This window comes from Streptomyces sp. NPDC102270 (genome assembly GCF_044766405.1).
Classification (GTDB): Bacteria; Actinomycetota; Actinomycetes; order Streptomycetales; family Streptomycetaceae; genus Streptomyces.
Map to the genome: position 1 here is coordinate 170,169 of NZ_JBIWLX010000013.1, position 22,845 is coordinate 193,013.

The 22,845-nt window shown below is 67.3% G+C and carries 23 protein-coding genes and 1 pseudogene; 18 read left to right on the forward strand and 6 right to left on the reverse strand.

Going from position 1 to position 22,845, the window contains the following annotated elements; translation table 11 throughout:
• Positions 1-33 precede the first annotated feature (33 nt).
• From ACIRP7_RS27565 to ACIRP7_RS27605, 9 genes and pseudogenes are all read left to right on the forward strand, one after another.
• Entirely contained in the window at positions 34-1,920 is a 1,887-nt protein-coding gene (locus ACIRP7_RS27565) for a radical SAM protein (protein WP_403664675.1), read from the forward strand.
• Positions 1,917-2,543, forward strand: coding sequence for a hypothetical protein (locus tag ACIRP7_RS27570; RefSeq protein WP_403664677.1), 627 nt, complete (start codon positions 1,917-1,919; stop codon positions 2,541-2,543). The genes ACIRP7_RS27565 and ACIRP7_RS27570 overlap by 4 nt, the downstream gene beginning before the upstream one ends.
• The gene (locus ACIRP7_RS27575) at positions 2,540-3,274 is read left to right on the forward strand and encodes a hypothetical protein (protein ID WP_403664679.1); all 735 of its coding nucleotides are present in this window, start codon (positions 2,540-2,542) and stop codon (positions 3,272-3,274) included. Before ACIRP7_RS27570 ends, ACIRP7_RS27575 begins: the two co-directional genes overlap by 4 nt.
• Positions 3,271-3,915 (forward strand): hypothetical protein, encoded by a 645-nt coding sequence (locus ACIRP7_RS27580; RefSeq protein WP_403664681.1) that lies wholly within the window; start codon positions 3,271-3,273, stop codon positions 3,913-3,915. Before ACIRP7_RS27575 ends, ACIRP7_RS27580 begins: the two co-directional genes overlap by 4 nt.
• A gap of 11 nt (positions 3,916-3,926) precedes the next feature.
• The gene (locus ACIRP7_RS27585; protein WP_403664683.1) at positions 3,927-4,823 is read left to right on the forward strand and encodes a protein kinase; all 897 of its coding nucleotides are present in this window, start codon (positions 3,927-3,929) and stop codon (positions 4,821-4,823) included.
• 114 nt (positions 4,824-4,937) lie between these two features.
• Positions 4,938-5,102 carry a hypothetical protein gene (locus tag ACIRP7_RS27590; RefSeq protein WP_167347975.1) on the forward strand — a complete coding sequence of 55 codons (165 nt, stop codon included), beginning with the start codon at positions 4,938-4,940 and terminating at the stop codon, positions 5,100-5,102.
• 104 nt (positions 5,103-5,206) lie between these two features.
• On the forward strand, positions 5,207-6,127 hold the full coding sequence (locus tag ACIRP7_RS27595) for an aKG-HExxH-type peptide beta-hydroxylase (protein ID WP_403664685.1): 921 nt from the start codon (positions 5,207-5,209) through the stop codon (positions 6,125-6,127).
• Between the two features lie 50 nt (positions 6,128-6,177).
• A complete protein-coding gene (locus tag ACIRP7_RS27600; RefSeq protein ID WP_403664978.1) occupies positions 6,178-7,452 on the forward strand; it encodes a serine hydrolase domain-containing protein in 1,275 nt (424 codons plus the stop codon).
• 118 nt (positions 7,453-7,570) lie between these two features.
• Positions 7,571-8,328 (forward strand): annotated as a pseudogene (locus ACIRP7_RS27605) (IS5 family transposase).
• 89 nt (positions 8,329-8,417) lie between these two features.
• Here ACIRP7_RS27605 and ACIRP7_RS27610 read toward each other — a convergent pair.
• Positions 8,418-10,088 carry an FAD-dependent oxidoreductase gene (locus ACIRP7_RS27610; RefSeq protein ID WP_403664687.1) on the reverse strand — a complete coding sequence of 557 codons (1,671 nt, stop codon included), beginning with the start codon at positions 10,086-10,088 and terminating at the stop codon, positions 8,418-8,420.
• 740 nt (positions 10,089-10,828) lie between these two features.
• The gene (locus tag ACIRP7_RS27615; RefSeq protein ID WP_403664689.1) at positions 10,829-11,302 is read right to left on the reverse strand and encodes a TrmO family methyltransferase; all 474 of its coding nucleotides are present in this window, start codon (positions 11,300-11,302) and stop codon (positions 10,829-10,831) included.
• A 316-nt stretch (positions 11,303-11,618) separates the two neighbouring features.
• On the opposite strand from ACIRP7_RS27615, the gene ACIRP7_RS27620 reads away from it, so the two are divergent.
• A protein-coding gene (locus ACIRP7_RS27620) for an IS5 family transposase (protein ID WP_403664980.1) occupies positions 11,619-12,493 on the forward strand; the annotation gives its coding sequence in 2 pieces (ribosomal slippage) (positions 11,619-11,976 and positions 11,976-12,493; 876 coding nt in all).
• Positions 12,494-12,507: 14 nt separating this feature from the next.
• On the opposite strand, the gene ACIRP7_RS27625 is transcribed toward ACIRP7_RS27620, so the two are convergent.
• A complete protein-coding gene (locus ACIRP7_RS27625) occupies positions 12,508-13,023 on the reverse strand; it encodes a DinB family protein (protein ID WP_403664691.1) in 516 nt (171 codons plus the stop codon).
• A gap of 171 nt (positions 13,024-13,194) precedes the next feature.
• Between ACIRP7_RS27625 and ACIRP7_RS27630 the strand changes: the two genes are divergently transcribed.
• Positions 13,195-14,472, forward strand: a complete 1,278-nt coding sequence (locus ACIRP7_RS27630) for an IS701 family transposase (RefSeq protein WP_403664693.1) — start codon at positions 13,195-13,197, stop codon at positions 14,470-14,472.
• A gap of 99 nt (positions 14,473-14,571) precedes the next feature.
• On the opposite strand, the gene ACIRP7_RS27635 is transcribed toward ACIRP7_RS27630, so the two are convergent.
• Genes ACIRP7_RS27635 through ACIRP7_RS27645 form a run of 3 tightly spaced genes read right to left on the reverse strand, consistent with a single transcriptional unit; the run spans position 14,572 to position 17,447 of the window.
• On the reverse strand, positions 14,572-15,153 hold the full coding sequence (locus ACIRP7_RS27635; RefSeq protein ID WP_403664695.1) for a GNAT family N-acetyltransferase: 582 nt from the start codon (positions 15,151-15,153) through the stop codon (positions 14,572-14,574).
• Positions 15,154-15,168: 15 nt separating this feature from the next.
• Positions 15,169-16,050: a phosphotransferase family protein gene (locus ACIRP7_RS27640; protein WP_403664697.1), complete on the reverse strand. Its 882-nt coding sequence runs from the start codon at positions 16,048-16,050 to the stop codon at positions 15,169-15,171.
• On the reverse strand, positions 16,047-17,447 hold the full coding sequence (locus ACIRP7_RS27645) for a helix-turn-helix transcriptional regulator (protein WP_078935891.1): 1,401 nt from the start codon (positions 17,445-17,447) through the stop codon (positions 16,047-16,049). Before ACIRP7_RS27645 ends, ACIRP7_RS27640 begins: the two co-directional genes overlap by 4 nt.
• 163 nt (positions 17,448-17,610) lie before the next feature.
• Here ACIRP7_RS27645 and ACIRP7_RS27650 point away from each other — a divergent pair, with 163 nt between their 5' ends.
• The 7 genes from ACIRP7_RS27650 to ACIRP7_RS27680 all read left to right on the forward strand — a co-directional run bounded on the left by ACIRP7_RS27650 (position 17,611) and on the right by ACIRP7_RS27680 (position 22,762).
• Positions 17,611-18,111, forward strand: coding sequence for an ATP-binding protein (locus tag ACIRP7_RS27650; RefSeq protein WP_307169368.1), 501 nt, complete (start codon positions 17,611-17,613; stop codon positions 18,109-18,111).
• A 653-nt stretch (positions 18,112-18,764) separates the two neighbouring features.
• Positions 18,765-19,430, forward strand: coding sequence for a DUF6415 family natural product biosynthesis protein (locus tag ACIRP7_RS27655; protein ID WP_403664700.1), 666 nt, complete (start codon positions 18,765-18,767; stop codon positions 19,428-19,430).
• 312 nt (positions 19,431-19,742) lie between these two features.
• Positions 19,743-20,234, forward strand: coding sequence for a LuxR C-terminal-related transcriptional regulator (locus ACIRP7_RS27660; RefSeq protein WP_403664702.1), 492 nt, complete (start codon positions 19,743-19,745; stop codon positions 20,232-20,234).
• Positions 20,231-21,400 carry a protein-L-isoaspartate O-methyltransferase gene (locus ACIRP7_RS27665; protein ID WP_403664704.1) on the forward strand — a complete coding sequence of 390 codons (1,170 nt, stop codon included), beginning with the start codon at positions 20,231-20,233 and terminating at the stop codon, positions 21,398-21,400. The genes ACIRP7_RS27660 and ACIRP7_RS27665 overlap by 4 nt, the downstream gene beginning before the upstream one ends.
• Complete coding sequence (locus tag ACIRP7_RS27670) at positions 21,390-22,232, forward strand: SAM-dependent methyltransferase (protein WP_403664706.1); 843 nt, start codon at positions 21,390-21,392, stop codon at positions 22,230-22,232. The genes ACIRP7_RS27665 and ACIRP7_RS27670 overlap by 11 nt, the downstream gene beginning before the upstream one ends.
• Before the next feature lie 185 nt (positions 22,233-22,417).
• Complete coding sequence (locus ACIRP7_RS27675; RefSeq protein ID WP_078935889.1) at positions 22,418-22,549, forward strand: FxLD family lanthipeptide; 132 nt, start codon at positions 22,418-22,420, stop codon at positions 22,547-22,549.
• A 36-nt stretch (positions 22,550-22,585) separates the two neighbouring features.
• Positions 22,586-22,762, forward strand: coding sequence for an FxLD family lanthipeptide (locus ACIRP7_RS27680; RefSeq protein WP_403664709.1), 177 nt, complete (start codon positions 22,586-22,588; stop codon positions 22,760-22,762).
• Positions 22,763-22,845: the final 83 nt, after the last annotated feature.

Genomic DNA, 22,845 nt, shown 5'->3' on the forward strand with positions numbered 1-22,845 from the left:
CCTACCGGTCACGGCCACCCCAGGAGGCAGCCGATGCACCGCACCACCGAACAGCACGACCCGATAGCCCAGCTGTACCGCGGCCTGGACACCCAGGACACGGACAGCGCCGTATCGGTGATCTTGAAGTTACGCGGTGAGACCTGCGACATCGACTGCCTGTACTGCTACGAGAAACGCAAGGAGTCCCCAGGCGGAGCGCGGATCGACGCCGGCCAAGTGCGCCGGGTCGCCGAGCTCTTCCAGGGGCGTCCACTCGCCGTCGAACTCCACGGTGGCGAACCATTGACCGCCGGCCGCGACCACGTCGCCGACGTCCTGCGCGAACTGGCCGCCCAGCCCACCGTGGTCCGAGTCTCCCTCCAGACCAACGGCGTGCAGCTGAACGAAGAGTGGCTGGACCTCTTCGACGCCCTGTACCCGGACCTACAGATCGGCATCTCACTGGACGGGGACGCGGCGGGCAACGCCTGGCGCGTCGGCTACGACGGCCAGCCGGTCTACCCGCGCATCGCTGCCGCCCTGCGGCTGCTGGCCGCACGCGGCCGGAAGACGGGTGTGATCACCGCGGTCACCCCGCCGGTGCTCGGCCGCGCCGAGGCAGTTCTGGACCACCTCGCTGGCTTCGAGGCGGTCAACGCCGTCAGCTTCGTGCCCTGCTTCGACGCCTCCGTCCAGCGTTCCACCACCGCTCAGGGGCGGCGCCTCCCGGCGAGCCGACTGCTACAGGAAGCTGCGGTCCGCGGCCCCGATGGGCCCGCCTGGGCGATCAGCCCGGCCGAGTACGCCGAGTGGATCCTCGCCGCGGCCGTCCGCTGGATCGACGCCGGGTATTTCGCCCGCCTGAAACTGGAACCGGCCGTCTCCACCATCAGGCGGCTGCGCGGTCTGGACAGCGGCTTCTGCCACTTCTCAAGCATGAAGTGCGACCACGTCTTCACGCTCTACCCGGACGGACGGCTCGGCAGTTGTGACGAACTGCCCTGGCCGGAGGCCCAACTCGGCCGCCTGGGCCAGATCCCCGACGAGGCCAGCGTCGTCGCCGCTCAGCGGCGGCTTCCGCTACTCAACGCGGGCAAGGCCCTGATGGACCGATGCACGACGTGCTCGTACCGGTCCGCGTGCGGCGGCGGCTGTGTGGCCACCCGATGGCGCCAGGAGCAGGCCGGGGACCAGGACGCCTACTGCGACTACCGAATACGGGTGATCGACGGCATCGCCGCGCTCCTCGCCCAGCCCGCCCACCCGGCGGGGGTCTGGTGCCGTACGGTGCGCTGGCGCCCCCGCACCCCCAACAGCATGCGCAACGTCGCAGCATTCCTCGCCCGCTGGGATCGCACCGACGCCCACCGCGCCCCGGTGCGGCTGCACACCAGCGCGCACGGCAATATCAACGCCGTTGGCCTGCCTGGCGTGCACGAGGCGGACGATCTGGACCCGGCCCACCCGCAGTGGCACGAAGCAATCGAGACCAGCGTCCGCCCCCTGGTCGACGCATTCACCCGATCGTGGGGTCTGGTCACATACGACAGCTGCCAGGGCCACCCGTACACCGGCCTTGACCTTCCGGCCACCGAGCGCCGCGTCGGCATCCTCCCGCGCGACCGGGCCGAGTACGCCCAGGCTGCTGCAGCTCTGTGCCGGACGGTCACCGCGGCGGCCCCCGAGCTGCCTGCCCCGGTGCAGGTCACCGTGGGGCGGGCGGAGCTGACGTGCGAGGCCACCGGGGCCACAACGCCTGTGCTCGACCTGGTGCTACACCCGGCCCTCGGGTACGACTGGCCGGCGTACTTCCAAGCCCTGGAGGCGGCCACCCACGTCGTCGCGGACGCACTGCGCGGCGAACGACCCGCCGCAGGCGACGCCTGCTGCTGCCCGGTCCCGCAGACGACCACGCCCACGAGGGAGGTGCCGGCGTGAGTAGCGCCACCGACGCGATGACGATTCACCAGTTACTGGGGCGGGTCGTGTACTTCCAGGCCCTGTTCATCGAACCCGCGCTCCAGCCCGGCCCATCGCCCGGGGCAGGCCCGGCGTGCTGCAATCACCGTGCGGCACCAGGCCGCGAGTCCACCGCCGGCGAGTTGCTACCGGACTCCGCCTGGGCAGCCCTCATCGAAGCCGCCGCCACCCTCCCGGCTCATCACGAGCCATGCCCGCAGACCGGCAGCGGGTGCTGCGTCACCTGCCGCATCGCTGCCGCAGGCGGGACGGTCGCCGTCGGATGGGCACAGACCGAATACCGCACCTACCAACGGGCCGAGCCCACCGAAACACTCCTGCGCTCCTGCGCCCGCGCGGCGGCGGCCCGGCTCGGCCGGGTCTTCGCCGCCCAGCACGCCGTCTCCTGCCCGGCACTAGACCGGCTGACCGTGCCGGACGAGCTGCCCAGCTCCGAGGAGCTGCCGCTGACCGCCGAGCTGCTGGGTCTGTGGGCCAACCCGACCGCTACCACCCGCCACCCTGTGGCCAGTTGGCTCAACCACTGCACCGGTCTGGACGACGTCCGACGCGTGCTTGAGACGAGGAGGACCGGCTCGTGATCCATGTAGCCGAGACCGTCACGGTCGGCAGCATCGAGGACTTCCTGAACCCCGAGGAGCGCGCCCGACTCGCCGCCATGATGAACACCTTCCTCACCGAGGAGAACCGCGCCCACTTCGGCACACAGCGGGCCACCTCCATCCACGAGATCCCCGGCCACTCGCACGAGCAGGCCATGGCCGTGTACGAGCCGGCGGGCCGAGTCGAGGTCCCCAAGATCCCGGACGAGCCCGAGCACCTGCTCCAGCACGCCTTCGACCGCGCCCGCCCCGCCCTGTCCCGCGTCATGCCGTCGATCACAGCCTGCCGCCCGTGGACCTACGTCGAATACGGCCCCGGCCAGCACATCACCGGCCACCTCGACGGAATCGCCCCCGATCCGCTCGCCTGGCCCCGGCAGATCGCTGGCATCAGCGTGGTCATCCACGCGGCGGAGGCCGGCGGCGCGTTCTACGTCGAAAGCGCATCCAGCGACCGCCTGTGGGACACCCGCCTGGACCACGATGCCCAGCGCCACGGCTATGCGGACGGCATGTGGCTGGCCCATGACGGCGCCGACCACTCTGCCGACTGGTACGCAGCCATGCCCCGCACCCGGTGGAGCGTGAACCCCGCCGTGGGCACCGCCCTGCTCTACGGCTCCCAACTCACCCACGGCACCGAACCGGTCACCCATGGCCGGGTCGCGAAGTTCATCAGCTGGCTCATCGCCGAGGAACCCAAGGGGTGAGGCCCGTGCTGCTCGCCCTGGAAGGAATTGCCGGAGCCGGGAAGAGCACCCTGCGCGACCAGCTCCTGGGCGTCACCGCGGCCGACAATCGCGTCCTCGGGCACATCGGCCAATTCTCCTGGCTGTCGCTGCCAGCCACCCGCACCATCATCGGCCTGCGGGCCGGCCGCCCGGCGGCCACTGCCGAACACGCGGTCGCCGCCGCCCGGTTGGACCTGGAGCTCCACGCCCGCCACAACCTCGCCCCCGCCCTGTCCCTGGGCCCGGTGGTCGCCGACCGCCTCACCCTCTCTACAGCTTGCCTGCTCGCCCTGCTCCACAACCGCCCCGTCACCGACTACGTGAAACAGCTCGCCAGCGTGAAGGCTGCCAGGGCGGAGCTGACCGTCCTCCTGACCACCGCGCCCGAGCTGTGCCGCACCCGGCTTTCCCACCGGGCCACCGCCCGCCGCTTCGGCGAGGACCCGCCGACTGCCGCCCGGCTCGCCGACCTGTACGAGCAGGCCGCCACCGCGTGGACCGATACAACCGGGCTGCCCGTACTGCGCCACCCGTGCACCGACGAGCCCGACCTCGACCTGCTGACCGCCGCCTGCCTGGACCGGCTGCACAACGCCGCCCCGCCCACGGCGCGAAGATGAGGAGCCGCCCCATGCACCTGCACCCGATGCACCCCGCAGCCTGGGTCCTCAACCAGCTCCGCCACGACGGCTGGCACGTCCACGACCTTCTCTCCTTCACCCGCGCCAGCACCCTGGTCCTCGCCAGCCACGACGATGGGCCCCCGGTGGTCCTCAAGGCCGGCTTCGGCAGCAACCACGTCCTGGCCGAACTCGATGAGAGCGCCCGCAAGGCCGCCTACGGCTTCTACTGGTACGCAGAGATGACGGAAACCGAACGGGCCCTGACCCGCGAGGACTTCCGTCACGAGATTGCCGTCACCCGCGCCGCAAAAGGCGCGCACCACGTCGTGCCGCTGCTGGAGGAGGGCAGCACCGACCGGTTCGACTGGTACACCATGCCCTTCTGCCCCGGCGGCAACTTCCGCTCCCATCTCACCACCGCCCCGACTCTCACGCCTGGAGAGAAGGCTGCCGGGCTGGGCCTGCTGGCCGACGTCGCCGAGGGCCTGCGCACCCTCCATGAGCGCGGAATCGTGCACCGCGACGTCTACCAGGAGAACATCCTTATCCACGATGGCCACGGGCTGATCACCGACCTCGGCGCCGCACGCCACACCGACACCCCACGCGGACCCGCCACCCGCGGCCCGGAAGTGCACTGGCCCCCCGAGTACGCCACCTCCTACGACCGCGCCACCCCGGCTGCCGACGTCTTCAGCCTCGCCGTCCTGACCTACCGCTTCCTTTGCGAGGACATGCCCCGGCACGGCCACTCCCGCCTCGGCGCCGCCCCACCGGACCTGCGCCTGCTTATCTCCGCCGCGCTCGCCCCCACGCCCGAGGACCGGCCCGCCATAAGCGAGCTGCGCGACGCCCTGCGCCAGGCGGCCACCCCCGCCGCCACGCCGCCCCCGCGCAGCCACTGAACCCGCCGCCGTCCGGAAGGAGACCGCGATGCCCACCGCACGCTCGCCCCCGCGGTGCCCGGTCCCAGAAGGTGCACCGCCCTATCACCCCTGATCGGAAGGACGAGCACACTCATGACCGACGACCGAATCAGCGAGTTCCTGGCTGCCGTGGACGACCTGCGCGGCGACGACACCACCGTCCGTACCACCGCTCACACCTCCAGCGTCTCCGCGAAGGGCTGGCCGACCGCCGAGGCCCCCGCGATGACCGAGGCCCCCGCAGGCACCGACGCCTGAACATCGCGCACCATACCGGCAGCACATCGCCGGTGAGCACCTCCTGGGGCCGGACCGCCAAGGGCCCGGCCCCAGGCCCAGCTGCTGTCGGAAGGACCCGCCCCGTGGACGCTCCCGCCACTGCCCTCTCCTTCGCCCCGATCCCGGCCCAGCACCGCGACCGCACCCACCGGATCCGCACCGTCCTCAAATCCGCTGGCCAGTACCAGGACGGCACACCCGATTCCGCGAATTCGGCCGCCGACTACTGCCTGGCCCACCACGTCCTCGAAGGCGCCGAGGCCGCCGCCCGCGCCCGCGACACTGCCACCTTCGACTGGTACGGCGCTCACCCGGACACGAACGCCCCGGCGCTGTCCGTGCCCACCGTCATCGGCCCGCGCATCGTGGTCGCGCCCGACCCGGACCGCATGCCCCACTCGGCGATCTCCGAGACCCCCTACTACGTACTGGGTCCCGACACCATCCCCGCCCCACCGGACCTGCGGGAACTCGCCGCCGCCGCGTACGACGTCGGCGCCCGCCACGGCTTCGCCGGTCTGCTCGCCGGCCACGCCGTCGTCCTATGCTTGCTGCACCGCAAGAAGCTCGGCGACACCCTCGACAGTTGGACCATCACCCGGCTGCCCGGCACGATCTACTGCGACCACGTCGACGACCCCGTAGTGCTCGCCCGCGACCTGGTCCATGAGGCGGGCCACAACTGGCTCAACGACGCCCTCGCCGCCACTGCCTGCAAGATCAGCGAGGAGGCCACGTTCTACTCCCCGTGGAAGAGGACGATGCGGCCCGCCTTCGGCTTCCTTCACGCCTGCTTCGCCTTCCCCCTCACCATGATCTACACCGCCCGCGTCCTCCCCTCCACCAGCGGCGATCTCCACCGGTTCCTGTCCACATATCTGGACCAGCAGCGCGGACTGCTCGCCGGAACCGTCGACGACCACGCCCACGCGCTCGATCTGATCACCGATCCCGACCTGCGCCAGCACCTGCACGCCGTCCACCACGAAGCGATCAGTCTGTGAGCCCCGACAGCAGCCCGGCCGCACCCACGGACCGACTGGCCCAGCCTGGCGTGATCCTCCTGGCTCATCCCGTAGACGGCCCGCGAGTCCAAGCGCACACTGGGACCGCCAGCCTCGAACTCGCCGTGTCCATCGGGGAGAACACCGCATTCAACGTCGGCTCCATTGCCAAACAGATCACCGCCTACCTGTGCGTACGCGCCGCCCGCGACGGCCTCCTCTCCCTGGACCGGCCGGTGCGCGACATCCTGCCCAACTTCCGCATCCCCGACGTGACCGTCGCCGACCTCATCCGGCACCGCGGCGGCATCCGGGACGCCGAGACCCTGCTGTCCCTGGCCGGCTTCCGCGACCTCGACCACTACACCGCCGACGACCTGCTCCAACTCGCCTACCGCCAGCAACGCCGAGCCGTCGAGCCGGGCCGTTTCCTGTACAGCAACACCGGCTACCTCCTCCTCGCGGAGGTCCTCGCCCAGGTCCACGGCGCCGGGCTCCAGCAGATCGCCGACCGGCAGGTCTTCGCGCCGCTCGGCATGACCGCGGCCCGCTTCAAGACCGATCCCCGCGAGGTCATCCCCGGTGCTGCCGCCAGCTACCACGTGACGGCCGACGGCTGGCAGCACCAGCAGGGCCCGGTCACACTGCCCGGCCCCGGCTCCCTGTGGTCCACCGCCGCCGACCTGGATCGCTGGCTCGGATACCTCTGGGAGGAATGGAGCGAGTCAGCCGCCGACGGACTTCCGCATGAGCGCCATGTCGACTACCGGCCAAGCGACCACCCGCCGTTCACGTACGGGCCCGGGCTGTATGGCGACCCGCGGCCCGGCCGAGCGGCCGTCTTCCATTACGGCCATGAGCAGGGCTTTTCCGCCGCCGCACACCTCACCCGCGCGGGGCTCCGCATCATCTGTCTGTCCAACCATGCCAGCATCGCCGCCGACCAGGTCGCTGCCGCTGCCCGCGCTGAACTCGGTCGCACACTCGAAGCCGACCTGTCCAAACTCCTGCACCGCCAGCCCGAACCCACACCCATCGTCGCGGAAAGGAGCGGCGCCGACACACCCCATATCCCGCTCGGCACATACGCCTGCGACGAGGTGCCCGGCACCCTACGCCTGACGCGCAGCAAGAGTTCGCTCTACCTGTGGCGCAGAGGAACGCACGACTTTCTCACCCGCAGTGGGGTCGCGACATATGCGGCGAAGGGCTACACTCTCACGCTCCCGACCGCGTCGGCCGACGATAGCGGGCCCACGCCCGACAGCTTCATACTCGATCTCGACCGCGCGCCAGGACTGCAATACCAGCGGCGGTCGGACTGACCAATTCCCCATCCCAACCTCATAAGAGCTCGTAAAAGGATCTTGTTGAAGTGCCCTCGTCGGGCGTGACCGATGTGACGATTCGGCCGTTCGGGATGGTGTGGGTACTCGGCCGTGGATCGTGCACGACGACTTGTGGGCTCTGATCGAACCGCTGCTGCCGCCCTGGCCAGAGAAGTCGCCGGGCCCGCAGCCGGTGGCAGACCGGCTGTGTCTGCAGGGCATCCTGTATGTCCTCCACAACGACATAGCCTGGCAACTCCTGCCCCTGGAGCTGGGGTTCGGCTCGGGACAGACCTGCTGGCGGCGTCTGGATCGCTGGCAGCAGGCCGGCGTCTTCGACCAGTTGCACCGCATCCTGCTTGCCGAGCTGAACGCGGTCGGCGAACTCGACTGGTCCAGAGCGTGTGTGGACGGCTCCCACGTCCGCGCGAAAAATGGGGAGCCGACACCGGTCCGTCGCCGGTCGACCGGCGGAAGACGGGCAGCAAGCATCACTTGATCTGCGACGGTCGAGGCACCCCGCTCAAGGTCATCACCACCGCGGCCAACGTCGACGACGTCACCCAGACCCTCACCCTCATCGACGGCATCCCGCCCGTGGCCGGACGTCCTGGGCGCCCGCGGCCGCCGCTCCGCCGCGCTTCTCGGTGACAAGGGCTACGACCCCAACCGGCGTGAGCTGCGCAGGCGCAGAATCCTGCCGGTCATCTCCCGAAAGGGCGACCCGAACATCAAGGGCTTGGGCAAACTCCGTTACGTCGTCGAGCAGACCTTCGCCCCGCTCCATCAGTTCAAGCGCCTCACCGTCCGCTGGGAACGCCGAACGAAATCCACGCCACCTTTGTCTCATTGGACTGCAGCCTCATCCGCTGAAGACGTCTAAAGAAGGCCCGCTCGTGATCCTGTTACGAGCTCTAGGATAGAGACCGGCGGCCGTTGGTGCGCTTGATATAGCTGACCGGTTAGGGAGAGAGCCGGAGTATCGAGAATCTTGTATAGGCCGGGCTCGTCTCGTCTCTGAGGATCTTGGAGTGCTCAGCCGCGTAGGTTTCCATGGATGCGATTGCTGCTGCACCTTGCCCCGCTGCCTGTCCTATGCGTCGCAGCGCATTAACGCGTACGTCACCTGCGGCAAACACGCCGGGCAGGCTAGTTTCAAACGAAAGTTTACCCCTGTGGTACCTCAAGAAGTGGTCAGTTTTGATGCACCAAGCCCTAGTCAGATCCACCTTCTCTGCTCCCATAGCTTGAGTGTCAGCATCTGGGTGGAGCCATTTCGTATCCGGCTTACCGCCGATCAATATGTAAGCGGAGGTCGTATTGATTTTCCTGACTTTCCCCGTCGGATCTCTATCGCCCCTTACTTTCACGTACGTCAACTGTTCTTTCCCGCCGAATCCGATCACCCTGTGTTGAGGTAGGATCTCAATGTTCTTTTTTGTTGCTATCTCCTCCTGTATCGCCTGCGACATCAGGTCGAATCCTTTTGCGGCGACGATGTAGACAGATCGACTCTCTGCCGCGAACTGCAAGGCGGCCATACCGGCAGAATTACCACCTCCCACAACTACGACATCCTTGCCCCTCTCTCGCAGTTGGTCACAGGGTAGCGCTGCGTAATATACGCCCCTTTGTGGAAGTTTCAAGTCGAGCTTATGCGGCTGCATTCCGCAGGCTAGAAGCACCATCCCCGCAGATACTTCAACGTACTGTCCGGTAGAGCTATTAGTCGTACCAACTAGATAGCGGCCGTGACCGTGAGGGCCCTTGTCGTGCTTGATCAATCGCGCCCTGAGCATAGGCATGAAGTCGACCGTGCTGAGATCGCTAACCTGCCGGATGGCCCGACTGGTTAGCGCCAGCCCAGAAATGCCGTCTGGAAAACCGAGATAGTTATCGATAGGATTGATGGAGGTCGCGGCAGATCCGCCCGGGGCGTGGCTTTCTATCAGCAGAGTGGAGAATCCAGCGTTCACGCTAGCGCTGAGGGCGGCGGACAAGCCTGCAGGCCCTGCCCCGACAATGACTACGTCGTATGGGTGATCTATTAGGTGTTTCGGGTCCGGAAAAATCCGGAGTTCCTTGAAGAGGTCCTCTAGTGTCCAGTTCTTGCACCGCTTGCTACCGATCGTCACAGAGATCTCGGATCCCGATTCGTCCGACCAGTCATATATGGCGGCGTTGCGGTAGAGAAAATCTGTCAGCTCATCAGCCCGGCTCGAGCCCTTAGGGCCTGCTATTACCACGCTGGGCTTACGAGGGCTCCAGGAGGTGTACAAAGGCTTGATTGCCTCGCGCAGCGAAATGGGAGAACTGGAAACCCTGCGTATGCCGTCACTGCTCGCATCGTCGCGCATGGTTAGCAATGCCAGTGAAGCTCCTGGGAATTTCCTACGAATTCCCAGAAGGAACAGCTCGCCGTCGTCGTCAATCAACTTCTCGTCAGCAATTACTATAGCGATGAGTTCTTGCGCCTTTGGCTTTCCGTAGATTGCGCTGTAAGCTTCGCTCTCGCTTGCCACAGCAATCACATCAAGGTCGCTGTGTGACCAAGTGAGTATTTCCTGGGTTAGCTCGCGCCGCATCCACGGATCGGAATGAACTAGAAGAAGGATGGGTTTATCGGCGGACACGCTGACCATCTCCAGGCAGAAGGGCGTTGCCGAGGGACCGGAGAGTGAGTTAATCTGCAAATGGTCCAGTCTCGGCTGGCGAGCTGTGCCGCTTCGACTAAACGGACAACCCCAGTTGCCGGACTCTGGGACTCCGGCTGCCTCTTCCTCTCCATATTAGTCAGTCATGCTGGAGGATGCATGTCAGGCTTTTGTTCTGAAGGTTTGGGACGGTGAGGCCAGCGGCGAGGGCTTGGCAGCACCTGGGCGAGCCGCGGATCGGCGCCGGTCATCTCTCTGCCTGCTTGATCCATTCCATCGACTGGTGGCCACAGCGACCGCGGATCACCATGAGACACACCTGCCCCTGCTTTCTCTCGGAGAGCGGGGGTAACAAGATCGTGGGTCGGAACGACCTCGCCACCCATCGTGTAGCCCCTGATACCCGGATACGCCGGGGCTCGCTCCCGAAGAGTCGCCGTCCTCGCGCATCAGCCACCATAACTGTGAGCCGTACGCGTTCACGGTCGGGCATGAAGCCGACCGATCGCCGCCTGCCCTTCACCGACTGTTATCGGCCTTTTGTAGGCTCAAGTCGCGTGCTGGGGCCGACGGCGGACGCCCTAGCCATTCTCCGAGTTGTCACCAACGCCGTCGAGCACAGTACCGGAGGCGTGAGACCTCGGGTCCACCACCCCGACAGCGAATTGCGGATCGAGGTCACCGACGACAACCTGCCCCCAGCCGGACTGCGCCCCTCTTCAGCCCTTCTCTACCCAGTAGTTTTCCAGCATCTCACTAGGCCACGCGGGCTCGTAAATCGGGCCGCGCGGCCCCATCTCGATAAAGAACGGAGAGAGGTCGTAAATTCTTGTACCGACCACGGCGTCCAGGTCGGTCACCCGTAGACGGAGGCCGTCGACTCCCAACAGGCGAGGGAAGGACTGCGCGAGCTGATTGGGGCGCCGGTGGTTGCGGTGCGCGAAGGTGCCTGTTGCCGGCCACTGCGGGTTTCCTCGCGGGCTGCGGGCGTGGTACTCGACGTCACTCGGGGACGCTTGGTCGAAGTGCCACACAACCACCAAATGAGAGAATTCCTCCAAGCCCTCCACAGAGTCGAGTGGAAACTCATCCTCATCAAGCTGAATTACCGACTCGATGTCGCCCCAATAGTCGTCCCCAACCTCCCTACGGCCCGCGACGACTTCCCCGATCGGCTTGATCTCCAGAGTCATGGTCCAGCCTTTCGACTACGTCTCAACGACACTTGCGTTCAATCTACTTGGGCCAGCTACGCCGCAGCGCGGGCATCAAGTACGCCCACCGTGGAGATGCCGCGCTTCCGGTAGGGCGACAGAAGTGGTCGCATCTCGACGCCCCTCTGTCGCGCCCGGCCGGAGTAGATCCCCTCCTCCATGGCATCCAGGACGCTGGTCCATGTCGCGCAGGCTTCTTCGACGCCACCCTGCAGAGCTCGGCGACCTTGGTGTCGGGCTAGGGTCTGTCCGACGGATCTTGTGACGGTATCGGTCTCGGGTCGTTGGCATGGGCATGGGGCGAGGAGATTTAACGCACGCGGAGTGGGCCCGGCTGAAGCTGCATCTCCCGAAGTCCGGTAAGCCAGGCGGCCGTTGGGTTAGCCACCGCAAGGTCATCAACGGCATCCTGTATCGGCTGCGCACCGGGGTGCCGTGGCGGGATCTGCCTGCGCGTTTCGGTCCGTGGAAGACCGTGTACGAGCGGCATCGCCGCTGGTCGGCGGACGGCATGTGGGACAGGATCCTCGCGGCCGTCCTGGCCGACGCCGACGCGGAGGGCCGGATCGACTGGTCGATGGTGAGCGTCGATTCGACCTCCTGCCGGGCCCACCAGCACGCCGCCGGGGCCCGTAAGACGGCGCCGGTGCTGTCGGGAAAAGACGCACGCCCCGGCAGCACCGCCCCGACGAGGGACTCGGTCGCTCCCGGGGCGGCCTGACCTGCAAGATTCATCTCGCCAGCGAAGGTGGACGCCGCCCCCTGGCCTTGCTGATCACGCCGGGTCAGTGGGGTGACGCCCCGCAGCTCATCCCGGTCATGGAACGCATTCGCGTCGGCCGCCTCGGCGGCGGACACCCGCGCACCCGGCCCGACCACCTCGGCGGCGACAAGGCGTACTCCTCCCGCCGCAACCGCCGCTACCTGCGCCAGATCAAGCACACAATCCCCGAACCGAAGAACCAGCGGGCCAACCGCCAACGCCGGGGCAGCAAAGGTGGCCGACCCGCCGGCTTCGACAAGACGATCTACCAGCGGAGGAACGAAGTTGAGCGAACGATCAACGCCCTCAAGAACTTCCGGGCCGTGGCCACGAGGTTCGACAAACGCGCCTATGTCTTCCACGGCGCCGTCACCCTCGCCTCGATCAGACTCTGGCTCCGCCCATGAATGCCAGGCAGAAGTTAGACGCCGGTCTGTCCGTCGACGAGTTCACGCACGACATCGAGGTGACCGTTGTGGCGGGAAATCTCTTCGATGAGGTGGAGGACTACCCAACGCAGGTCCACGTGGCGGCCGTCGCCGATAGGACGTTCGGCCTTGGAGTTCAGGTCGCGGTCGGCCACCAGGCGGCGATAGCGGGCGCTCTGTTCCTCGTACTCGGCGAGAAGCTGGGGCAACGGGATGTCGACCGCTGTCCGCATCTCGGGGTCGGGGTCGTCGTCGGTCGCCGCCGTGAGCGGCCCCTCGGGCTCCTCGCCGAGAAACATCACCTGGACCCAGTGATGCTCGACCCATCGCAGGTGGCTGATCAGCCCGCACATCGTCATCAACGGTGAACTCGGGAGCGGTGCCTTGCGGGCATCTTCCTCGGACACGCCTTCACACTTGGCTCGCGCCGTGTCACGGGCGTAATCCAGGAAAGTGGCCAGCTGCGTACGTTCGTCCCACGTGGGGGGTGTATCGGTTCGTTGTGTCATCGCGGGTGAGGTTCCCACAGCTCGGCTGCGGTGTCGCGTGATTTAGAAGCCGCGCAGGCAAGCGTGCAACCACCGCCTTGCGCCAGCACGGCCTACAAGATCCGTCGGACAGACCCTAGTAGGACTCCGTTAGGTCTGCCTCGCTGTCGTGTTTGGGGGCATGTTGGGGGTGTGGACGCACATGAAGTGAACCGTGCTCGGGCGACGTTGGCGTTATTCGTAGCTGACGTGTTCTCGTCGGTGCCGCGCAAGGATCAGCGGGCGAAGGGCGACTGCTATCTGCGGGGACTGATGCTGGACGGACGGCGGAAGTCGATCCAGCCGATGGCGGAACGGCTGCCGGACGGCAACGAGCAGAACCTGCAGCAGTTCGTGAACCAGTCGACCTGGGATCCGGTGCCGGTACGGCGGCGGATCGCCCAGCGGATGGTGCCGCAAATCGGCCCGGATGCCTGGGCGGTCGATGACGTGTCGTTCCCCAAGGACGGAAGAATGTCGGTGGCGGTCGCGCACCAGTACTGCGGGGCGCTGGGCAAGCAGGCCAACTGCCAGGTCGCGGTGAGCGTGCACGCGGTCTCCGACACCGCATCCTGTCCGCTGCAGTGGCGGTTGTTCGTGCCGCAGGAGTGGGCGCACGATGCCGTACGGCGGCGCAAGACGGGTATTCCGCAAGAGGTCGGGCACCGGGAGAAGTGGCGCCTGGCCCTGGACACTATCGATGAGCTGGCCGGGTGGGGTCTGGTGCCGCCGGTGGTGGTGGCCGACGCCGGCTACGGGCAGAACGCCGACTTCCGCGACGGCCTGACCGGCCGGGACATCGGCTATGTCGTGGCCATCCGTTCGGACGTGACGGTCCACCCGCACGACGTGCAGCCCACCGCCCCGGCGTGGTCCGGAAACGGCCGCAGGCCGCAGCCCCGCTACCGCGACAAGCCGTCCTCGGTGGCCGCGCTGGCGGCCGGCCATGGGCGGCAGGCGTTCACCGAGGTGAGGTGGCGGGAAGGCTCTCGCGGGCCGATGCGCTCGCGCTTTCTGGCACTGCGGGTGCGGCCGGCAGGGGTCCGGGCCCGCCGTCTGGCCCAGGCCGCCGTCACCGCCGAACACGGCCACTGGGACGGCATCCTGCCCGAAGTGACGCTGCTGGCCGAATGGCCCGAAGACGCCGAAGCACCCACCGACTACTGGCTGTCCAACTTGCCCGCCGACACCCCGGTGGCCGAGCTGGTCCGCCTGGCCAAGATCCGCTGGCGCATCGAGCACGACTACCGGGAACTCAAGCACGGCCTCGGCCTGGACCACTTCGAGGGACGTTCCTGGACCGGCTGGCATCACCACGTCACCCTGGTCACCGCCGCCCACGCGTTCCTCACCGAACAGCGACTGGCCCCAAAAGCCGATACAGCCAACTCACCCTCTACCAGATCCTCGACGCCATCCAGGACCTGCTGAACTGCTGGACCGGTACCTGCACCACCTGCCACCGCCCCCTGCCCAGAACATCCGCCACCAGCCAGAACCCAAGAGCCAGAGCAACCTAACGGAGTCCTACTAGTGATCTGGTTCGGAAGGAGTCTTGTACCGGGTGGCGAACTGCCACTCTCGGTCGAGGATCGCGTGCACGACGGAGTCTCGCCACTGCCCGGCTTTCAGGACGTGTTCGCGGATCACTCCTTCCTCGACCATGCCAGCGACTGCCATCGTCTTGGCCGACGCGTCGTTGAGGGGGGACCGCGCTCCCCAGATGCGGTGAAGGCCCAGGTCGTCAAACCCGACGCTGAGCAGCAACCGCACCGTCTCCACGCCGTAGCCGACGCCCCACGCGTCTGGGCGCAGAGCGAAGCCCAAGGTGGCTCCGCGCTGCTGATGTGGGTCGGTGGCAAGGCGGCCGAACCCGATCAGCTCGTTCATGTCCCGTTCGATGACGGCGAGCGCGTACTCCGTGCGTGGGGTCGCGGTGGCGGAAGCAATCGACCGGGCCACAATCTGCGCAACCTGCTCACGGGTACGCGGTTCGAACGACAGGTGTTCCGTAGCCTCGGCGCTTCCGTAGATGGCGAGCACCGCATCCACGTCCTCAAGGGCGAGTTCGCGCAGAGCGAGGCGTTGGTTGGAACGTTCAACCGGATACATGGAATACGCCCTCCGCTACATGATCGCCTTCCAGCGCCAGGGGCGCGGCTCTGCACGGCCGCGCAGGCAGTCAACGCGATACTGAGCCTCGGCTTGCCACTGGGGACGCGTCACGGCGTGCTGGGCCGCGTAGGTTGTCATGCGCAACTCGCGGGCACCGGCGAGGAGGTCGTACCCCTCCCATTGCGTGACGTCCGTGCCGTACGTCGCACAGAACTTGGCGTACTCGGCCGCGGTGACGGCGCCGGTCGTGGTCATTTTGACCGCGGTGGACACCAGGTCCCACTCTGGCGGCCCGACGGAGGCCCGCTCGAAGTCCAGCATTACCGGACCGGCCGTCGTGCGGACGACGTTGCCCACCCACGCATCACCGTGCACGACACACTCGGGCAGGCCATGGGGCCGGTGCTCCCAGCGCTCGCGAAGTTCCACATGCCGATCCCGCAACCAGGCGCGATCATCCTCCGACAGCGATGTGGCCGCCTCGATCCGCTCGGGCACACGTACGAACGGGTCCAGCCTGTCGAGCGGCAGATCCGGGACCGGCAATGCGTGAAGTTGCTTCAGCAACGTGACAACATCCATGACGTTGCCAGCCTCATGCGCCGGAAGCTCGACCCAAAACGTCACGGGTCGTCCGGCAGCCTCGATGGGCTGCTCGGCCGGCAGCGCGCGGACAGCCGACACCCCGTTGTCGGCAAGCCACCGAGCCACGAGGATCTCACGCACCGCGGCCTTCCACTGGCCTGCGCGGGCGATACGGACGACCACATTGCCGGGGAGGCGCCAGATTTCGTTCTCGGCGATGCGAACGGGCTCGGCGCCTGCGGGCTCGAGCCCGGCGAGGGCGCAAGCCTCTTCCAGTACGGCACGGGCGGGTCCAGCCGAGATCGTCATGCCTGCAAGGTAGTCGTGATTCGCTGCCGGAGGTGCGCCGCCTCCTCCAACGTGCGGTGCTCCGACGCGAATCGGCGGAGTTCCTTGAGGTCATCGCCCGCCCTGCGCGAGGTGAGGCGTCCGACGTCACTGAGCGCCTTGTGGCCGATAGCAATGGCCTGCATCGGGTCTCCCTTCGCCATAACGAGCGACGCCAGCTTCGTACGGGAAATCCCACGAGAGCGAGCGTAGTCGTCGCTGTGTCCAGCGACCGCCGTTGTGAACCGTTCCGCAGCCCGACCCGGGTCCTGGTCGGCGTGGATGGCTAGGTCCCAAAGCGCATGGGCTGTGTCGCCGTGGTGCTGCGCCTCGTCGTAGTACGCCATCCACGGCGGGTCCTCCGCCGGGTTCGAGTAGGCGAATGCGTCGTCGGCCGCGCCGACCGAGGCCAGCGTGCCCTGTACATCGTGCATCTTCCCGAAAGCGCGGGCGCGGGCGCTATGCAGCATGGCTTGAATGGTCGGGGTTAGCCGGTCGGAGCGCACCAGCCCTTTCTCGGCGTAGGTCAGGCCCTCGTCCGGATCGCCGAGCCAGATCGCCTGACGAGCCAGGAAGGAGAACGTCTTGGCGCGTAGCCACCAGTCCCCGGCCTCCTCCGCACATTCGGACGCGACCTTGAAGGCAACCCGGGCTTCATCGTGTGCGTAGGCGTCGAAGTGCGTGGCGCCTACGACGATGCCCAGCCGCGCGACGCTGCCGAGGAGCTCCGGGCGAAGCCGTGATGGGCAGTCGACGGACAGCAGCCGTACAGCCCACTCCATCGAGCGGCTAGCGAAGTCGCCGACCAGGCCCCCACCACCTTGGGCGTTGTCCCAGCGGTGGATGCCATCGGCGATGAGGCGCAGCTGCTCAAGCTCGGTGGGACGAATCCGCTTAGGGAGCTCCGGCGGTGCGGCCGGGGCTACGAGTCTGGCGAGGTCTATCGGAGTGATGGCGGCAAGGCTGGTGGCGGCCAGGAAAGCGCGTCGGTCCACTGGCGGAAGGCTCCCCGGTAGCGGGACTGGAGTGTCTCTGCCCAGGATGCGTCCTCCGTGGACCTGAAGAGCCCCCTCCACCGGCCCCTGGCGGACACTATCCGCTTCACGGTGCTTTTTATCCGCATCGCCGAACACCATGCCCCAGGCTCGGGTGAGCACGCCGCCGGTCTCGAGGACCGCGTCCAGGCGCTCCGCGAGGTCGTACCGGCACCGGTATTGCCCCTTCTCAATCTTGGAGATCACATCCGGGCTGACCTGCACCATTGGCCCGAGCTGAGCGGCACGCAAACCGGGATGGCGCTTGCGCCAGTAGCGCAGTTCTGCACCAAACCACTCCTGCGGTGAGGCGTCTGGGTTGAGCGCTTTCTCTGGCTGCGGCATCGACGGTCCCTGGGTCGTGATGCGGATATCTCAGGTCTCCACATCCGGATCTGCACGCGGGTCTCGCGGCCTGACTGAATGGTGGCTGACCGGTTCCGCACCAGTACACACCGCAGTCAAACCTCGTTGCTGAGGATTCCACCAGACCCGAAGTGGACCTGTGATGGCCGACCTCTTGGAAGTATCCGCTGCGCCAGCCACCGGCGTGCGCGCTACGACGCGCAGCACGCCGGGACGTCTGTCGATAGACCTCGATGTGACCGAGCTGGCCGTGCCCATCGTCAGGACCATCGTGCGCGCCCACCTGAAGCTATGGGGCCTGGCTGATCTGACCGACGGTACGACCTTCGTGGTTACGGAACTGCTGACCAACGTCCTGCGGCACGTACAACCCACCCTGCGCACCGGGATGAGGAACACGCAGCTGACGCTCACCCGCCTCCCCGGGGCACTGAGCGTCTGCGTGCGCGACTTCGATCCCGCGCTGCCCAAGCCGACTCACGCAAACGATGAGGCTGAGCACGGCAGGGGGTTGCCCCTTGTCATGGCGTTTGCCGACGACTTTGGCTGCTCCCCGTTCAAGGGCGGGAAGGACGTGTGGGCGACCTTCCTTATCAGCAACAACGGCACGAACGGGAACCCGCAGGCGCGGGAGACGTCATGACGGGCGGGGAGACGTCCAGAGAGCGCACGCGCCGGTTGAGCGGGCCGACGCTGCCCTCGACCAAGTCCCCTCGGCGTCAGGAGAGCTGGTTTACCAGATCACGATGCCGTCGACCGCATTACAGCTTCTGCCTCCGGCACAGAGGGAGGAGGAAGGACGAGCGGCATGCCGTCGCAGCCCGCCAGTTCACCCGTCTGTCGAGCCAACTCTCCTTTGCACAACGTCTGCTTTGTGGCGGCAAGTTCGGTCTGAACATTGAGTCGACTCGTGGGACGTCCCAGGACGTCCCGACCGAGTCCTGTGCGGCGGTACCGGCGTCTCCGAGCTCCCTGAACGATGTCCGTGTAGCTCGCCGCGTCGTGTCTTCCTTGCACGAACCGCCCTTGTCGGCGAGTGGCGGCTCGAATTGCCTCGGTGGCTCCTCTGGGGCCGTCGAGGTGGCTCCCCGGTCGCCAACTTCGGATCTCACTAATGGAGTTGTCCTTATGCCTCGCACCACGACCTCAGCCCCCACAATCGGCGGTCGGCATGGGGACGGCGTGTCCTGGCCGGAGGGCTCATTCAGGGAACTGGGCCGTGAACTGCGGACCGTTGTATCGACCCTCGCACCCGGACCGTCGCCTCTCGCGGTGCAGGAGACCCTTCATCGCGAAGTGACCAGACTGGTCTTCGGCGAGTCGGCCTCCGTCAGCGAAGACCCGGACGAGCGACACGTCCAACTGCTGCTTATGCGCGGCCACTTGATGCGACTGCTCGGAGCAGTCGTTCCCCTCGATGCCAACGAGCCTCCTATGGAAGACGATCGACTGGTCGTACGCGTGCGTGCCCTACTCGACGAAGAGATCCCCGGCGACGCCGTGCGTGCGGCGTCCCTGCACCGGCGGATGTCCGAGGTCGGGCGGGAGCTGCTCGCCGTCCTTCCTGCTGTCGATACCTCTGACGACGTGGTCGACGGCTGGGGGAGGACTGTGTGCGCCGGGTTCGATTCGACGCGTATCCGCGAAGCCATTCGTGCGGCGAAGTCCTGGGAGCAGGCGGGGGTGTACCCACATCCACACACCCTCGCGGCGGTCACGCAAGCGCTCAGCGGATACGTCACGACGCTCGTCCCCCACGTCTCGATCCACTTGGAATCGCTCTCCGCCGGGAGCCGAGGGTGGTCCGCATGCGGTGAGGCGATCGAGCGCTCACAGGAGGCCCGCGATGCCGCTCCGGGAGAGGGGCTCAAGGCGGCGAGGGAGCACGCATACCGTCTCGCGGTCCACACCGAGGCCCTGCTGCGCTACGCCGAACAGGACTGCGAGCGGGACGGTGAGTGACGTGACCGGGTCCTATCGCGCGGCGCACCCTCAGCGGATTCACCGTGCTCCGGCCTCCCCGCCGATTTCGGGCTCACCCCGGAGAGACGAGCCGGCCCCAGGGCGCGTTCGACGTGGCTGGCAACAGGCTCGCGCGCACCGGGTCGCCGTCCTCCTCGCTACCGACATCAGCCTGCCCACCGTCTACGTCCTCGCCGAACTCGCCCTGCAGCTCTACGGCGGTTCGTAGCTCACGCCCCAACCAGCCGATCAGCAAAGTGGGCCGGCCCCGATAAGACGACGACTGTGCCAGAACACCGAAGGAGTACGACCATGCCGGCCCCGGACGAGCCCATCTCGCCGCCGCTTTCCCCTCAGGAGCGGGAGGCCCTGCTGGGCATCTCTCAGGGAAGGACGACCGCGGAGACGGCCTGCGACATGGGAGTGTCCGACAGCACGGTCAAGACGTACATCCTCCGGATCGGCGGAAAGCTCGGAACCTCCGAGCGGGCGGGCATGGTGCACCTCGCCTACCGCCACGGACACTTGGACGTCCCCGGGCCTGTGGACTACATCGTCGAGCTGCCGGAGGAGCAGCGCACCGTCCTGGCAGGGCTCGCCGGCGGAAAGACCGTCCAGGAGATCGCGGCCGTCGCGAAGCGTCCGCTGGACGACGTACGCAAGGACGCTCGACGCCTGCTGCGGGCGCTGGGCGCTTCCTCGGCCGCGCACGCCGTCACGCGAGGATGGCAGTTCCGTCTCCTGGGCCCCGCGACCGGCCGTGACAACTCCGGAGACGTCGTCGCCATGGCAGGACAGGCATGAACGCCCGCGTCGAGGCCGACAGCCTGCGACCTGGCAGTGGCCACGTTCACCAGCACGCGGGGGACGTGTTCACCTGCGATCGGCGACAGGACTTCGTGCCCCACGTGATCCGTACGCACCGAGGTGGTCGCTGGCGCAGGGTGGACCGGAGTAAGCACGCCGGCGAGTGGGCGAAGTTCGTCCATCGCTCCGAGATGCTCGTCTTCGACGTCGACGACGGTGGGGAGGGCGGCCCCGGCATCGTCACGGGAGTGATCCCGTCCAAAGAAGACGCCACGACGCGCCTGGCCGCGCTCGCTCCAGTGCCGGGGACGGCCGTTGCCGAGATCGGCACAGACTGCGGCTGGACGGCAGCCTCTCTGGACCACCTTCTCCAGGGCGGCAAAGTGGTGACGGCCGCGGACACAGAACGTCTCGCCGAGATCGCCCGGCAGCGCCTACGCCCCTACCCGCGGGTTCGCGTGGTCAGCGGATCGCAGGCCGAGGTCTTGGGGCCGGCGGGCTCGTTCCACGGCCTCCTGTCCCATCGTGCAGTACGCCGTGTGCCGTGGGACTGGGTCACCCGGGTTCGTCCAGGCGGCCGACTGTGCCTGCCCGTCCGTACCGCGCTGGGCGGATCCAGCACGCTGCTCGTCCTGACCGTGGCGCGGGACGGGGCATCGGCCAGCGGACGTTTCCACGCCGGACCGGCTCTGCAGACCGTGTGGCTGCGCGAGCACCGACCTGGTGAGGGCACCCCCGTCGAGTCGCAGGGCAGCCCGAGGACGTCGGAAGCCCTGGACCCTAGGGGGGCGCACGTACGGACGGCGGCCCGGTTGTTCGCCGGCCTGCTTCGCCCTGACCTTCGAATGCAGGTCGTGCGCGGCGTTGCGCAGCTCGAAGGCGACGTTGCCGACCGCCTGCGTATTCATGACCACCAGGCGTCTCGGGCAGTGGTCTTCCTCCACTCCCCCCGCATCTACGAGTGGGGGCCGCGCGATCTCGGCTCCGATCTGTTCGACGCGCTCGGTCAGTGGCACGCGGCCGGAGAACCAGAGGTTGAGCAGCTGGGCGTGACGATCACGGAGACCGAACACACGCTGTGGCTCGGCGCACCGGACGGTCCGTCGTGGCGTCTGCCCGAACTCCACACGACCACCAACGAGGTGGAGCGGCATGCGACCTGACCACCCGATGCTCCTCCATCCCTCCGCAGCGATCGCCGAGCTGCAGGCACGGCCGTCGAGCGCCCGGTTGCAGAACTACCTGCTCGGCGGGCGAGACCACTACTTCGTCGACCGTGACGGGGCCCTTCGGGCGGCCGACCGCATGCCGTTCTTGGAGAGCGCCGTCCGCCACGAGCGCATGTACGTGCTCCTGATGGTGCAGGCCCTGGCCATCGCGGGCATCCGGCAGTTGGTCGACTTCGGCTGCGGCCTTCCCCACGGCCCAACGCCGGTGGATGTCCTGACCCGCATTCATCCCGGCGCCCGCGCCGTGTGCATCGACAACGACGTGTTGGTGCACACCCACGCCGACGCAATGACGACGGGCAAGGCGCCCGCTGTCGTCGAGAGCCTGTGCGCCGATGTACGCGACCCCGAGTCGATCCTCGCTTCCAGAGAAATCCTGGAGACGATCAACTGGCGAGAACCGGTCATCCTTCTCCTCGGCAGCGTGCTCCACCACATCGAGGACACCGCGGCGCAGCCCCTGACCGTCTTCGTCGACCAGTACAAACACGTGGCCGCCACCGGCAGCGCTCTCGTCATCACGCACGCCACCGCCGACCTCTCGGGCAAACCCGTACGCAGATTCGCCAAAACCATGACGGCGGCCGGATGCCCCGTCCACCTGCGGACGAAGGAACAGATCACCCGGCTGTTCGACGGCTGGCAACTGACCTCCCCGGGCCTGACCGCGCCACAGACACTGGCACTCGAATACCCGGTCCTGCCCCAGGCCGCGTCATACGCCGGCACGGCCCGAAAGGAGACCGCGCATGGCCGAGCTGTGTGATCAGCAGACCGGCGTGATCAAGCCGGTGACCAGCCAACTCCCCTGGTGGCTGCCGGGCCACGTGCGGCAGCGGCGCCTGATCACCCCACCAGACCCCCGACGCGGTGACCCAACCGTGTCGGAAGCCGCCAACAGGCGGCACACACAGCGGCTTTGACCGCCCAACCTGAGAAGGAGACACGCACATGGAGACCGACGAGTTCGACCTCGACATCAGCGTCCTGGAGTCCGGCGACGGCTCGGCCACGCTGGTCAACCTCACCGACGACGGCTGTGGCAGCACCTGCTCCAGCCCGTGCGCCACCGCCGTCGCCTGAGCACCCTCCGCGAAATCGACGAGCAGGGAGACCCACATGGAGGCACGCACGGTCAAGCAGCAGGCCAGCCCGCCTGCTGCACCGGCCGGTGACCCGTTCGACCTGGACATCAGCGTCCTGGAGTCCGGCGATGGGTCCGCCGTCCTGATCAACCTGACCGACGACGGCTGCAAGCCCACCTGCAAGGGGTCCTGCGCCACCAACGTGGCCTGACCCGTCGGATCAACCGGTGCCGGTCCGCACAATGCGGGTTCGTCGTGCGGGCCGGCACCGCACGGACACGGAACAGGAAGGGC

Excerpts from the sequence above, each read along its gene's own strand:
- ACIRP7_RS27650 (WP_307169368.1), top strand. The coding sequence starts at position 17,611 with ATGGCCGACCTCTTGGAAGTATCCGCTGCGCCAGCCACCGGCGTGCGC.
- ACIRP7_RS27585 (WP_403664683.1), top strand. The coding sequence starts at position 3,927 with ATGCACCTGCACCCGATGCACCCCGCAGCCTGGGTCCTCAACCAGCTC.
- ACIRP7_RS27665 (WP_403664704.1), top strand. The coding sequence starts at position 20,231 with ATGAACGCCCGCGTCGAGGCCGACAGCCTGCGACCTGGCAGTGGCCAC.
- ACIRP7_RS27640 (WP_403664697.1), bottom strand. The coding sequence starts at position 16,050 with ATGACGATCTCGGCTGGACCCGCCCGTGCCGTACTGGAAGAGGCTTGC.
- ACIRP7_RS27680 (WP_403664709.1), top strand. The coding sequence starts at position 22,586 with ATGGAGGCACGCACGGTCAAGCAGCAGGCCAGCCCGCCTGCTGCACCG.
- ACIRP7_RS27590 (WP_167347975.1), top strand. The coding sequence starts at position 4,938 with ATGACCGACGACCGAATCAGCGAGTTCCTGGCTGCCGTGGACGACCTG.
- ACIRP7_RS27635 (WP_403664695.1), bottom strand. The coding sequence starts at position 15,153 with ATGTATCCGGTTGAACGTTCCAACCAACGCCTCGCTCTGCGCGAACTC.
- ACIRP7_RS27675 (WP_078935889.1), top strand. The coding sequence starts at position 22,418 with ATGGAGACCGACGAGTTCGACCTCGACATCAGCGTCCTGGAGTCCGGC.
- ACIRP7_RS27565 (WP_403664675.1), top strand. The coding sequence starts at position 34 with ATGCACCGCACCACCGAACAGCACGACCCGATAGCCCAGCTGTACCGC.
- ACIRP7_RS27670 (WP_403664706.1), top strand. The coding sequence starts at position 21,390 with ATGCGACCTGACCACCCGATGCTCCTCCATCCCTCCGCAGCGATCGCC.
- ACIRP7_RS27615 (WP_403664689.1), bottom strand. The coding sequence starts at position 11,302 with ATGACTCTGGAGATCAAGCCGATCGGGGAAGTCGTCGCGGGCCGTAGG.
- ACIRP7_RS27625 (WP_403664691.1), bottom strand. The coding sequence starts at position 13,023 with ATGACACAACGAACCGATACACCCCCCACGTGGGACGAACGTACGCAG.
- ACIRP7_RS27660 (WP_403664702.1), top strand. The coding sequence starts at position 19,743 with ATGCCGGCCCCGGACGAGCCCATCTCGCCGCCGCTTTCCCCTCAGGAG.
- ACIRP7_RS27645 (WP_078935891.1), bottom strand. The coding sequence starts at position 17,447 with ATGCCGCAGCCAGAGAAAGCGCTCAACCCAGACGCCTCACCGCAGGAG.